Origin of the sequence: Methylorubrum populi, assembly GCF_002355515.1 — a bacterium.
In the GTDB taxonomy this organism is placed as follows: Bacteria; Pseudomonadota; Alphaproteobacteria; order Rhizobiales; family Beijerinckiaceae; genus Methylobacterium; species Methylobacterium populi_A.
Map to the genome: position 1 here is coordinate 2442437 of NZ_AP014809.1, position 12625 is coordinate 2455061.

Genomic DNA, 12625 nt, shown 5'->3' on the forward strand with positions numbered 1-12625 from the left:
AGCCTGGCTCGTTGCCGTTCGCCCACGCGAATGCGTGGCGGCGGTCGTCCGCCGGGCGCGTTGATCCCGACCGATGGGCGGGGTCAACGCACATCGATCTGAGGCGAAGCCTCTTCCTGCGCCCAGGGCGCGGTGGAGAAAGCGCGTTCCAGGAAGGCGATCAGCGCCGAGACCCGGGCCGGGCGCGGCAGGCCCGGCGGCATCACGAGGTTGAGGGCGATCGGCGGCGGCTGCCAGTCCGGCATCACCCGCTCCAGGCGGCCCGACTTCAGATCCTCCCAGATCGTGAAGTCCGGCTGCACCGCCAGCCCGAGTCCGGCGCGCAGCGCCGGCGCCAGGGCGTCGGCGTTGTTGGCCCGTAGCGGGCCTTCGGGGACGATCGTGACCGTCTCGCCCGCGGTGTTGGTGAAGGGCCAGCGGTCGGGCGTCGGCAGGTAGGCGTAGCCGAGGCAGGCGCGGCCCTTCAGATGCTCCGGATGCTGCGGAGCCCCGTGCCGTTCGAGATAGGCCGGCGTCGCCACGAGCGAGCGGCGCACGCCGCAGAGCCGCCGCACTCTGAGCGAGGAATCGGGGAGCGCGGCGATGCGCAGGCCGAGATCGAATCCCCCGCCGACGAGATCGACCAGCGCGTCGGACAGGTGCAGATCGACCGAGACCTCGCGGTGCGCGGCCAGGAATTCCGGTAGCACCGGCGCGAGGTGGGCGACCCCGAAGGACATCGGCGCGGCGAGCCGCACCCGCCCCCGCGGGACGCCGTTGGCGTCGAGCGCGCGGGCCTCCGCCGCCTCGCCCGCGGCGAGCAAGCCGGCCGCGTCCTCGCGCGCGAGGCGGCCGGCTTCGGTGAGGGCGAGGCGGCGGGAGGTGCGGTGGAACAGCCGCGCCCCGAGCCGTGTCTCGAGGCGCGCCACCGCCTTCGACACGGTGGCCTTCGACAGCCCGAGTTCCTCGGCCGCGCGGGCGAAGGAGAGCGCGTCGGCCACCACCGCGAACACGGCCCAGGCCTCGAAATCGGGGAGCTTCGCCATCAATCAAATCCGGAAACGATACATTTCAATCGTTTCCGTTTTCACCGGCACAGGCAAGGGCCAGATTGGCTTCACACCGATCGCAGCTCGGGCCGGACCGGCTCCCCGCGGCGATCCCTCGATCAGGAGACCCGCACCATGAGCACGCACGGCATCCACCACGTCACGGCCTTCGCCAGCGACACCGCCCGCACCATCGACTTCTACACCCGCGTGCTCGGCCTGCGCCTGGTGAAGAAGACCGTCAATTTCGACGATCCGGGCACCTACCACCTCTATTTCGGTGATGAGGCGGGCGCGCCCGGCACGATCCTGACCTTCTTCCCCATCGCCCAGGCCGCGCCTGGCCGGGTCGGGATCGGGCAGGTCTCGGAGACGGCCTTCCGCGTGCCGCGGGCCGCCATCGGCGCCTGGACGCACCGCTTCGTGTCGCTGAACGTCGCCCACGAGGCGCCGGTGAGTCTCTTCGGCGAGACGGTGCTGCGCTTCCGCGATCCCGACGGGATGCCGCTCGCCCTCGTCGGTGTTGAGGGGGCGGAGGCCGAGCCGGCCTGGGCGCCGGAGGGCATCGCGCCGGAGACCGCGATCCGCGGCTTCCACGGCGTCACCCTGCTGCTGCGCGGGGCGGATTCGACCGCCGCGATCCTCACCGACGTGCTCGGCTTCGCGGAGGCGGCCCGCGAGGGCAGCCAGATCCGGCTGACCAGCGGGGCGGCCCTGGGCGGCTTCGTGACGCTGCGGGCGGTCGGCGACTTCCTGCCGGGTCGGCAGGGGGCGGGCTCGGTCCACCACATCGCCTTCCGCGCCGCCGACGACGCGGGGCAGGCGGCGATGTCGGAGCGGCTGAGCGATCGCTACGGCATGGCGGTGACCGAGCAGCGCGACCGGCAATACTTCCGCTCGGTCTACTTCCGCGAGCCGGGCGGCGTGCTGTTCGAGATCGCCACCGACGCGCCGGGCTTTGCCATCGACGAGCCGGCGGCGGAGCTCGGGACCGCGCTGAAGCTGCCGCCCTTTCTCGAACCGCACCGCGACCGGATCGAGGCGGTGCTGCCGAAGGTCGCCTGACCCCACCACGCCTCGGCGGCCGTCCGAACTCGATCGGGCGGCCGTCCCATCCTCACACTGAACGGAGACAGCCATGACGAACGGCGTCACCTTCGACTTCGTCCACCGTTTCGAGCCCGGCACCGGCGCAAGCGCGCCGCCGCTCCTGCTGCTGCACGGCACGGGTGGCGACGAGACCGACCTGCTCCCGCTGGGCCGCGCCCTCTCCCCCGGCTCGGACCTGCTCTCGCCCCGCGGTCCGGTTCTGGAGAACGGCATGCCGCGCTTCTTCCGCCGCCTCGCGGAGGGCGTGTTCGACGAGGCGGATGTGCGCCGCCGCGCCGGCGACCTCGCCGCGTTCGTGGCGCAGGCGCGCGACGCCTACGGGCTTGCCGCGCCGATCGCGGTCGGCTTCTCGAACGGGGCTAACATCGCCGCCGCGACGCTGCTGCTGCATCCGGAGGTTCTGGCCGGCGCGGTGCTGCTGCGGGCGATGGTGCCGTTGGCCGAGAGCCCGCCGGCCGACCTCGCCGGGCGCCCGGTGCTGCTGCTCTCGGGCGCCCTCGATCCGATCGTGCCCGCCGACAATGCCGAGCGGCTCGCCGCGCGCCTGCGGCAGGCGGGCGCCTCGGTGACCCACACGGTCAATCCGGCCGGGCACGGCCTGTCGCAGGCGGATCTTGCCGCGGCCGGCGCGTGGCTCGCCGGGAGTTTCGGCGGCTGAACCGTCCTCGCGGCCTCGCTGTCCGGATGCGGGGGGAGCTCGGATCGGGCGCTTCCGCGGGAGATATCGAGAAGTGGCGGGGGCCCTGCGTCCCCGTCACGCTGTGCCCGGCCAAGATCCTCGGCTTGGAACGGCGCGGCGACCGATGGGATCGAGAGGGGCAATGCGCGGTGCGTGGGGCCGCCCATGCGCGCCCGGCGACTTTCGGACGCGCGGTTCTCAGGGTGACGAACCCGTTAACGATGTCGTCCGATAACGGGAAACTCGCAGAATCAAACTAGCTTTACACCAAGCGCGCCTTTGCCCACGCTCCGACATGGCGATAACATAAGGAAAATTTCTACGGAGAGGCCGTCAGATGCCGGGTCGTCCAAATAGGATCTTGATCCAGTGCTAACGATTTTATTTCTTGTGATCGCAGGTATGCTGATCGGCCTGTTTTATCATTGGGGAATGCTTGCTATCGCAAGCTTTTTTGTCGTCGCGGCACGAATCTTTTATCATCTCCACACCGGCCAGCTTGCGCTCGCCGACCTGCTGATGATCGCGGCCTCCCTCTGCGCATTGCAGGGAGGTTACGTGTTCGGAGGTTACCTTGCCTACAAGAAGGACGTCTGAGGCGGGTTAGACCCAGATGATGGTGCCTGCCATCCACGATGCCGTTCCCCACAGCACAACAGACGTGACGATGAACAGGATCCCGTAAATCAGGCGCGGACGGTGGGCGGGCATCTCAACAATCGATGTGCTGGCAGAGGGGGCGGGCATGTTACCGTATGGCATGGATCGCATTCCGGTTTTGCCAGAATCGATCCTTCTCGCATGTGTCAAACTACGCATACCGCCCTGAATGGCAGTAATCGAGAGTGCCTCATAAACCTGTCGTTGAAACAAGTCTGTGGCAGTTGTTCGCAGCATCGCCTGCCGGCCAGCGTACGGACAGGTCTCGTCTCGGATCGACGTCACGTCGTCAAATCACGGCTCGGTGATCTTTGTTTTTCGGCCGCTCGCGACGCGGATTGGCCACCTCCGGCGTTTTCGCGCTTCCTTCGGCCCCACCGGTCGCTCTTACCCGCTGCGCCGATCGCTCCTGCCCGCTGCGCCGGGCGATCCCGCCCTTGCGTGAGCCGGGCGGAGCGTCCATTGCCCTGTCTCTCGTTCAACCTCGGGGACAAGCGGCCGGGCCGGTGTATCGCCTCACCGACATCGCGATCTCGAACTGGTACCTCATCCGGCGCGAGCAGATCCGGATTCGGGGCGCGGCGGCGCTCGTCGGTCCCACGGGCGCGGGCAAGTCCACGATCTTCGACGCCGTCGGCACCGTGCTGGCCGGCAACAACGCGAGTCGGCTGGCGCTGAACGCCTCCGCCTCGGGCCGCAGCGCCCGCACCGTGCGCGACTACTGCCTCGGCTGGATCAGCGACCCGGCCGAGGGCGGGCGCCCGACGCGGGAGGCCTGCGAGACCCTCATCGCCCTCGTCTTCGAGAACCCGCAGAGCGGGCGCGTCGTCACGGTCGGGCTGGCGCTCGCCGCCCGCTCCGAGGAGCCGAAGGAGGAGACGCTCTCGCGCTTCGTCGCCATCGGCCACCGCTTCGAGATCGCCGATTACGTACGTGAGACGGCGGAGGGCAGCTTCGTCGCGCCCTGGGCCGAGGTCGCCGCGGATCTGCGCCGCCGGGCCGACAGCTTCGAGGAGTTCCGCACCTCCGGCGAGCGCTTCACCGCCGCCGTGCTGGCGACTCTGCGGGAGGGCGCGGCGGTGCCCGATCCGCGCCAGTTCCTGCGCACCTTCTCCAACGCGGTGGCGTTCAAGCCGATCTTCGACACCAGCGCCTTCGTGCGCAGCTTCGTGCTGGAGGCCGAGCCCCTTGATGTCGCCCGCATCCGCCAGTCGATCGAGACGTGGCGGCGGCTCCTCGAGACCATCGAGGAGCTGGAGAAGCGCCTCGCCCACCTCTCCCGCATCTGCGAGCGCTACGAATCCTGGGCCCGGGCGAGCCTCACCGCAGCGCTGGACGAGATGCGCGCCGGCAGCGCCGATCTGCGCCGCCGCATCCTCGACCATGCCGAGGCCCGCCGCCTGCTCACCGAGACGTCGGAGCGCCTGCGCATCGCCCGCGAGAGCGTGGCGACGAGCCAGGGCTTCGTGCGCGAGATCGACACCGAGATCGCCGCCCGCAAGGCGCTGATCGTCGGCAGCGCGGCGGAGGCGCGGCTCGCCGCCTCGCATGCCGGCCTCGCCATGGTCGCCCGTGACCGGCGCGACCTGACGAACCGCCTCGCCGGGATCGTCGGCCTCGTGCAGGATGCCGGCCGCCTCACCGCGATCAGCGGTCCCTTGCGCCGGATCGATCTCCAGGCGGCGCGCATCGTCGAGGCCTGCGCCCGCTCGGGGCTGCGCCGCGAGGCGCCGCCGGAGGACATTTTGAGGGTCGACGGGCCGCTCAAGGGTCTGCTCGACGGCCTCGCGCAGATTCCGGACGTCGCGGGAGCCCTGGAAGAGCAAGCGGAAGACCTCGCCCTCAAGGCCCGCGAACGCGAGAACGAGGTTCGCGGCCTCGACGCGCAGGTGAATGCGGGACGCACTTCGGCCGCGCGTCTGTCTTCCGATACGGAGGCCTTTCGCGAGGAACTGGGACGGCTCGGGATCGAGGCGGCGCCGATCTGCGAACTCGCCGAGATCGTCGATCCGAAATGGGGCCCGGCGCTGGAAGGGCTTCTCGGCCGCGCCCGCGAGGCTCTGGTGGTCGAGCCCGATCGCCTGGACCGCGCCTTCGCCCTGCTCGAATCGCGCAAGAACCAGTTCTTCCGCTGCCTGCTGGTGAAGACCACCGATACCGCCCGCCGCGCGGCACGCCGCTTCGACGACGGGCCGATGGGCCTGATCGAGACCGAGAGCGACCACGCCGAAGCCTTCCTCGCCGCCCGGCTCGGCGGCTACGACCTCGCGCCGGACGACGCCGCGCTGCGCCACATGAGCCGCGCGGTGGCGCCGAGCGGGCGCTCGACCTCCGGCATGGCCTATTCGGTGGTGCGCCCCGTGCCGCTGATGATGACCCGCGGCCAGCGCGGGCCCACCGCCGAGACTCGCCGCCGCCTCGACGAGGCGCGCGAGGAGGCGCGGGTTCTGCGCGCCGAGGCCACCGTGATGCGCGAGGCCGCCCGCATCGCCAGCCTGCTGCGCAGCCGTCTCGCCGAGGCGCCGGTCGATCTCGAGGCCCTGCGCGCCGAGGCGGACGCCATCGAGGGCCGGCGCCGCAGCCTCGCCACCGAGCAGGAGACGGTCGCCCGCGCCGATGCCGGCGTGATCGAGGCGGAGCTGAAGGAGCTTCAGAAGGAGCGCTCCGCCTACCTCACCGAGCTGGTGCAGGTGCTGGAGCCCAAGCGCGACGCCCTGCTCGCCGAGGAGGCGGGGCTGAAGGCGCGGGTCGCGCAGGGGCGAGAGGCGGCGCGCGCCGCGTTCCTGGCCTACCGCACGGCGCTCAAGCGCTGGACCACCGGCGACACGGTGCGCATCCGCCTCACCGGCACCGTCCCCGCCGACGTGCCGGGCACGATCGAGGGCATCGCCGGGGCGCGGGCCGACCGGGCCTCGCTCGACACCAAGGCGCTCGCGGCTCTGGCCTCGCAGGCCCGCGCCTCCGCCCGCGAGGCGGCCGACAGTGTGCGCAACCAGGGCCGCGCCGCCGAGCGCGACCTCGCCGAATACTGCGCCGCGTGGCGGGTCGAGAACCCGCTGGGCTCGGGCGAGCAGCCGGCCTCGTTCGGCTATGCCTGGGCGACGCGCGAGCGCGACGAGGTGGCTGGGCACGAACTGCGCCGCTACCGCGACCAGTCGCTTCGGGCGGAGGCCGAGATGCGCCGCCTGATGACCGAGGATCTGCTGACCCGGCTCGCCGACAAGTTCGAGCGGATGCGGGCACGACTCGACGCCCTCAACGAGCGCCTCGCCTCGCAGACCTTCACCGGCCAGACCTACGCCTTCGAGGCCGAGGTGGATCGGCGCTACGCCGCCGTCCACGCGCTCGCCACCGAGGTCGCCCGCTCGCCCGATGCGGCGCAGGCGGTACTCCCCGGCCCTGAGGACGGGACTGACAAGAGCCCGCTCGCGGCGGCGCTCGCCGAGATCACCGCGCTGATCGAGGGTGAGGAGAGCGCGGCGCGGCTTGCCGATTACCGCAACTACTTCGTCTACGAGATCGGCATGCGCGACCGGGCGGGCAACCGCACCACCCTGTCGAGCCGGGCGCTGCGGGGATCGGGCGGGGAGGCGCAGGCGCCCTTCTACGTGGCGATCGCCGCCTCGATGGCCTCGGCCTATTATCCCGGCGACCGCCCCGGCGACGAGACGCCGGGGCTCGGCCTCTGCCTCCTCGACGAGGCCTTCTCCAAGCTCGACGTGCGCAACAGCCAGTCGCTGGTCGATCTCTTCCGCGCCTGGGGCCTGCAGCTCCTGATCGCCGCGCCGGAGGACAAGCGCACGACGCTCACCGAGGTGATGGACACCGTCGTCACCGTCTACAAGAGCCCGGATCTCGCCTCGGTCCGAATCGAGGCCGAGCATCCGCTGGAAACGGCGAAACGGGCACTCGCCGAAATCAACCCAGAGCGGCGCGGAATCGAGGCGTTCCGCCTCTCGGACGCCGCCGAATAGCGGCGTCGCGGCCGGGAATTAGCTTGGCCGCGGAAGAGAGGGCCGTTCACCGAACTTTATCCTCTCCGGGCATTGACGGAGCCGACCCTCCCGCGTAGAAGCGCGCCACTCCGGTGGATCGAGAGTCGCTTTCGGGTCGAAGCCAGGGGCTTCGGCGACCGTCGTCAGACCGATACCGGCACCACACCCTGACGTACTCGTCAGATCAGCGGGTAAGACCGCGCCGCTCAACGGCGTGATCCTCTGCCTCACCATCGCCAAAGGCCCTGACCGGCCTCTGGCGCTATTCGTTTTGCCGCAGGTTCGCCTGCGGACCGACCGCTCCGCAAGGGGCTTCGACAGGTTTCAGACGGTGGCCGCCCCGTGCGGCCGGATGAAGAGGGCACAGGATGCCGACGATCAACCAGCTGATCGCCCAGCCGCGCAAGGCGCAGAAGGCGCGCAACAAGGTGCCGGCGCTCAACGCCTGCCCGCAGAAGCGCGGCGTCTGCACGCGCGTCTACACCACGACCCCGAAGAAGCCGAACTCGGCGCTTCGTAAGGTCGCCAAGGTGCGCCTGACCAACGGCTTCGAGGTGATCGGCTACATCCCCGGTGAGGGCCACAACCTTCAGGAGCACTCCGTGGTCATGATCCGCGGCGGCCGCGTGAAGGACCTTCCGGGTGTGCGCTACCACATCCTGCGCGGCGTGCTCGACACGCAGGGCGTCAAGAACCGCAAGCAGCGCCGCTCGAAGTACGGCGCCAAGCGCCCGAAGTAAGATCGGCGCCTGAAGTAAGATCAGCGTCCGGAGGATTTTCTTCGGGCGTCTATTTCCACCGCCTCACAAGGATGTCGCCGGCTCTTCGCTCAAGGCGGCCTGCGTGAGGTGCTTAAAGCCAGTTTTTCGAGAGTCTGAACCATGTCCCGTCGTCACTCTGCCGAGAAGCGCGAGATCATCCCGGACGCCAAGTACGGCGACGTCGTCCTCACCAAGTTCATGAATTCCATCATGTACGAGGGCAAGAAGTCGACCGCCGAGCGGATCGTCTACGGCGCCTTCGACCTCGTCGAGAGCCGCGCCCGCGCCAACCCGATCGAGGTGTTCCGCGCCGCCCTCGACAACGTCGCCCCGGCGATCGAGGTTCGCTCCCGCCGCGTCGGCGGCGCGACCTACCAGGTCCCCGTCGAGGTCCGCACCGAGCGCCGCCAGGCTCTCGCCATCCGCTGGCTGATCCAGGCCGCTCGTGGCCGCAACGACCGGACTATGGTCGAGCGTCTCTCCGCCGAGCTGCTCGACGCCGCCAACAACCGCGGCAACGCCGTCAAGAAGCGCGAAGACACCCACCGGATGGCCGAGGCCAACCGCGCCTTCTCGCACTACCGCTGGTAATTCACCGGTCCTGAGACCTTCGAGCGCGGCCAAGGGGCCGCGCTTCGTGCCCGCTTTCTCCCGGAGAGACCCCGATGCCCCGCACGCATGCGATCGAGGACTACCGCAACTTCGGCATCATGGCCCACATTGATGCCGGCAAGACCACGACGACCGAGCGGATCCTCTACTACACCGGCAAGTCCCATAAGATCGGCGAGGTCCATGAGGGCGCCGCCACGATGGACTGGATGGAGCAGGAGCAGGAGCGTGGCATCACGATCACCTCGGCTGCGACCACCTGCTTCTGGCGCGACAAGCGCCTGAACATCATCGACACCCCCGGCCACGTCGACTTCACCATCGAGGTGGAGCGCTCGCTGCGCGTGCTCGACGGCGCCGTCTGCGTGCTCGACGGCAACCAGGGCGTCGAGCCCCAGACCGAGACCGTGTGGCGTCAGGCCGACAAGTACGACGTGCCGCGCGTCGTGTTCGTCAACAAGATGGACAAGATCGGCGCCGACTTCTTCAAGTGCGTCGCCGACATCATCGGCCGCGTCGCCGGCAAGCCGGTCTGCCTCCAGCTGCCGATCGGTGCCGAGTCGAGCTTCAAGGGCGTCATCGACCTCATCAAGATGAAGGCGATCGTCTGGTCGGGCGAGGCGCTCGGCGCCAACTTCGCCGAGGAAGAGATCCCCGCTGACCTCAAGGACCAGGCCGTCGAGTACCGCACCAAGCTGGTCGAGGCCTGCGTCGAGCTCGATGACGACGCGATGACCGCCTATCTCGACGGCGTGGAGCCGGACGAGGATGGTCTGCGCCGCCTCGTGCGCAAGGCCGTGCAGCTGCGCGCCTTCCACCCGGTGCTGTGCGGCTCGGCCTTCAAGAACAAGGGCGTGCAGCCGCTCCTCGACGCCGTCGTGGACTACCTGCCGTCCCCGGTCGATCGCGGCGCGGTCGACGGCCTCGACTTCAAGACCGAGGAGCCGGTCAAGCGCGAGCCGACGGACGAGGATCCCTTCTCCATGCTCGCCTTCAAGATCATGGACGATCCCCACGTCGGCACGATCACCTTCTGCCGCGTGTACTCGGGCAAGGTCGAGTCGGGCACCAGCGTGCTGAACTCCTCGCGCGACAAGAAGGAGCGCGTCGGCCGCATGCTGCTGATGCACGCCAACAACCGCGAGGACATCAAGGAGGCCTATGCCGGCGACATCGTCGCCCTGGCCGGCCTCAAGGACACCCGCACCGGCGACACCCTGTGCGACGCCAACAAGGCCGTGATCCTCGAGAAGATGGAGTTCCCCGAGCCCGTCATCGAGATCGCCGTCGAGCCGAAGTCGAAGGCCGACCAGGAGAAGCTCGGTATCGCGCTCTCGAAGCTCGCCGCCGAGGATCCGTCCTTCCGCGTCTCGACGGACCAGGAATCGGGCCAGACCATCCTCAAGGGGATGGGCGAGCTCCACCTCGACATCAAGGTCGACATTCTGCGCCGTACCTACAAGGTCGACGCGAATATCGGCCAGCCGCAGGTGGCGTACCGCGAGAAGCTGACCCGCCGTCAGGAGATCGACTACACCCACAAGAAGCAGACCGGTGGTACCGGTCAGTTCGCCCGGGTGAAGTTCGTCGTCGAGCCGAACGAGCCGGGCGCCGGCTTCTCGTTCGAGTCGAAGATCGTCGGCGGCGCGGTGCCGAAGGAGTACATCCCCGGCGTCGAGAAGGGCCTCAACTCGGTCCTCGGCGCGGGCGTGCTCGCCGGCTTCCCGGTGGTCGACGTGAAGGTGGAGCTGGTCGACGGCGCCTACCACGACGTCGACTCCTCGGCGCTCGCCTTCGAGATCGCCTCCCGCGCCGCCTTCCGTGAGGCGCTGCAGAAGGGCGGCTCGGTCCTGCTCGAGCCGGTGATGAAGGTCGAGGTCGTCTCGCCGGAAGAGTATACCGGTTCGGTCATCGGCGACCTCAACTCCCGCCGCGGCCAGATCCAGGGCCAGGACATGCGGGGCAACGCCAACGTCATCAACGCGATGGTGCCGCTGGCCAACATGTTCGGCTACGTGAACCAGCTGCGCTCCTTCTCCCAGGGCCGCGCCAACTTCACGATGCAGTTCGACCATTACGAGGAAGTGCCGCGCGGCGAGGCCGACAAGGTCATCGCCAAGTACGCCTAACGGCGAGCGCGCAAAGCTTCTTCGAACCACGACACTGACGATTAGGAGGCCCAGATGGGTAAGGAAAAGTTCTCCCGTAATAAGCCGCACTGCAACATCGGCACGATCGGACACGTCGATCACGGCAAGACGTCGCTGACGGCGGCGATCACGAAGGTTCTGGCGGAGTCGGGCGGCGCGACCTTCACGGCCTACGACCAGATCGACAAGGCCCCCGAGGAGAAGGCGCGCGGCATCACGATCTCGACGGCGCACGTCGAGTACGAGACCACCAACCGCCACTACGCGCACGTCGACTGCCCCGGCCACGCCGACTACGTGAAGAACATGATCACGGGCGCCGCCCAGATGGACGGCGCGATCCTGGTCGTGTCCGCTGCCGACGGCCCGATGCCGCAGACCCGCGAGCACATCCTGCTCGCCCGCCAGGTCGGCGTGCCGGCGCTGGTGGTGTTCCTCAACAAGGTCGACATGGTCGACGACGAGGAGCTCCTGGAGCTCGTCGAGCTCGAGGTGCGCGAGCTTCTCTCCAAGTACGACTTCCCCGGCGACGACATCCCGATCACCAAGGGCTCGGCCCTGATGGCGCTCGAGGACAAGGAGCCGAAGATCGGCCGCGACGCCGTTCTGAAGCTGATGGAGACGGTCGACGCCTACATCCCGCAGCCGGAGCGTCCGATCGACATGCCGTTCCTGATGCCGATCGAAGACGTGTTCTCGATCTCGGGCCGCGGCACGGTGGTGACGGGTCGCGTCGAGCGCGGCATCATCAAGGTCGGTGAGGAAGTCGAGATCGTCGGCATCCGCCCGACGACGAAGACGACGGTGACCGGCGTCGAGATGTTCCGCAAGCTGCTCGACCAGGGCCAGGCGGGCGACAACGTCGGCGTGCTGCTGCGCGGCACCAAGCGCGAGGACGTGGAGCGCGGCCAGGTCGTGTGCAAGCCGGGTTCGGTGAAGCCGCACTCGAAGTTCAAGGCCGAGGCCTATATCCTGACGAAGGAGGAGGGCGGTCGCCACACGCCGTTCTTCACCAACTACCGCCCGCAGTTCTACTTCCGCACGACGGACGTGACCGGCGTGTGCACGCTGCCCGAGGGCACCGAGATGGTGATGCCGGGCGACAACGTGACCATGGACGTGGTGCTGATCGTGCCGGTGGCCATGGAAGAGAAGCTGCGCTTCGCCATCCGCGAGGGCGGCCGCACCGTCGGTGCCGGCGTCGTCGCCGCCATCAACGACTAACCGCCACCGCAAGGCATCATCGACAGGGGACGTAAGAGGGGCGGGCCCTCGCGCCCGCCCTTCCAACGTTTCCGCCGAGGTCAGGTCATGAACGGTCAGAACATCCGCATTCGCCTCAAGGCGTTCGATCACCGCATCCTCGATGCGTCCACCAAGGAGATCGTCTCGACCGCGCGCCGCACCGGCGCGCAGATCCGGGGCCCGATCCCGCTGCCGACGCATATCGAGAAGTTCACGGTGAACCGCTCGCCGCACATCGACAAGAAGTCGCGCGAACAATTCGAGATGCGCACGCACAAGCGGGTGCTCGATATCGTCGACCCGACGCCGCAGACCGTGGACGCGCTGATGAAGCTCGACCTCGCCGCTGGCGTGGACGTGGAGATCAAGCTCTAAGTCCGCGCTG

General features: G+C 68.9%; 10 protein-coding genes. 9 read left to right on the forward strand and 1 reads right to left on the reverse strand.

Translation table 11 applies throughout. From position 1 onward, the window contains the following. Positions 1 to 83: 83 nt before the first annotated feature. Positions 84 to 1025: a LysR family transcriptional regulator gene (locus MPPM_RS11190; RefSeq protein WP_096485144.1), complete on the reverse strand. Its 942-nt coding sequence runs from the start codon at positions 1023 to 1025 to the stop codon at positions 84 to 86. A gap of 138 nt (positions 1026 to 1163) precedes the next feature. Between MPPM_RS11190 and MPPM_RS11195 the strand changes: the two genes are divergently transcribed. The 9 genes from MPPM_RS11195 to rpsJ all read left to right on the forward strand — a co-directional run bounded on the left by MPPM_RS11195 (position 1164) and on the right by rpsJ (position 12615). Beyond that, positions 1164 to 2093, forward strand: a complete 930-nt coding sequence (locus MPPM_RS11195) for a ring-cleaving dioxygenase (RefSeq protein ID WP_096485145.1) — start codon at positions 1164 to 1166, stop codon at positions 2091 to 2093. 73 nt (positions 2094 to 2166) lie between these two features. Beyond that, on the forward strand, positions 2167 to 2796 hold the full coding sequence (locus tag MPPM_RS11200; protein ID WP_096485146.1) for an alpha/beta hydrolase: 630 nt from the start codon (positions 2167 to 2169) through the stop codon (positions 2794 to 2796). 411 nt (positions 2797 to 3207) lie between these two features. Continuing rightward, a complete protein-coding gene (locus tag MPPM_RS11205; RefSeq protein ID WP_244573538.1) occupies positions 3208 to 3414 on the forward strand; it encodes a hypothetical protein in 207 nt (68 codons plus the stop codon). 569 nt (positions 3415 to 3983) lie between these two features. Next, the gene (locus MPPM_RS11210; protein WP_096485148.1) at positions 3984 to 7451 is read left to right on the forward strand and encodes an SbcC/MukB-like Walker B domain-containing protein; all 3468 of its coding nucleotides are present in this window, start codon (positions 3984 to 3986) and stop codon (positions 7449 to 7451) included. Between the two features lie 389 nt (positions 7452 to 7840). After that, on the forward strand, positions 7841 to 8212 hold the full coding sequence (gene rpsL / locus MPPM_RS11215; RefSeq protein ID WP_004447775.1) for a 30S ribosomal protein S12: 372 nt from the start codon (positions 7841 to 7843) through the stop codon (positions 8210 to 8212). A 141-nt stretch (positions 8213 to 8353) separates the two neighbouring features. After that, positions 8354 to 8824, forward strand: coding sequence for a 30S ribosomal protein S7 (gene rpsG, locus MPPM_RS11220; RefSeq protein ID WP_012454023.1), 471 nt, complete (start codon positions 8354 to 8356; stop codon positions 8822 to 8824). A gap of 74 nt (positions 8825 to 8898) precedes the next feature. Continuing rightward, positions 8899 to 10974, forward strand: coding sequence for an elongation factor G (gene fusA / locus MPPM_RS11225; protein WP_096485149.1), 2076 nt, complete (start codon positions 8899 to 8901; stop codon positions 10972 to 10974). Between the two features lie 54 nt (positions 10975 to 11028). Continuing rightward, positions 11029 to 12219: an elongation factor Tu gene (tuf, locus tag MPPM_RS11230; RefSeq protein WP_012454025.1), complete on the forward strand. Its 1191-nt coding sequence runs from the start codon at positions 11029 to 11031 to the stop codon at positions 12217 to 12219. An 87-nt stretch (positions 12220 to 12306) separates the two neighbouring features. Then, positions 12307 to 12615: a 30S ribosomal protein S10 gene (gene rpsJ / locus MPPM_RS11235; protein ID WP_003597088.1), complete on the forward strand. Its 309-nt coding sequence runs from the start codon at positions 12307 to 12309 to the stop codon at positions 12613 to 12615. The last annotated feature ends 10 nt before the right edge of the window (positions 12616 to 12625 follow it).

Coding starts and splice junctions, on each gene's coding strand:
- MPPM_RS11190 (WP_096485144.1), bottom strand. CDS start 1,025: ATGGCGAAGCTCCCCGATTTCGAGGCCTGGGCCGTGTTCGCGGTGGTG.
- MPPM_RS11195 (WP_096485145.1), top strand. CDS start 1,164: ATGAGCACGCACGGCATCCACCACGTCACGGCCTTCGCCAGCGACACC.
- MPPM_RS11200 (WP_096485146.1), top strand. CDS start 2,167: ATGACGAACGGCGTCACCTTCGACTTCGTCCACCGTTTCGAGCCCGGC.
- rpsL (WP_004447775.1), top strand. CDS start 7,841: ATGCCGACGATCAACCAGCTGATCGCCCAGCCGCGCAAGGCGCAGAAG.
- rpsG (WP_012454023.1), top strand. CDS start 8,354: ATGTCCCGTCGTCACTCTGCCGAGAAGCGCGAGATCATCCCGGACGCC.
- fusA (WP_096485149.1), top strand. CDS start 8,899: ATGCCCCGCACGCATGCGATCGAGGACTACCGCAACTTCGGCATCATG.
- tuf (WP_012454025.1), top strand. CDS start 11,029: ATGGGTAAGGAAAAGTTCTCCCGTAATAAGCCGCACTGCAACATCGGC.
- rpsJ (WP_003597088.1), top strand. CDS start 12,307: ATGAACGGTCAGAACATCCGCATTCGCCTCAAGGCGTTCGATCACCGC.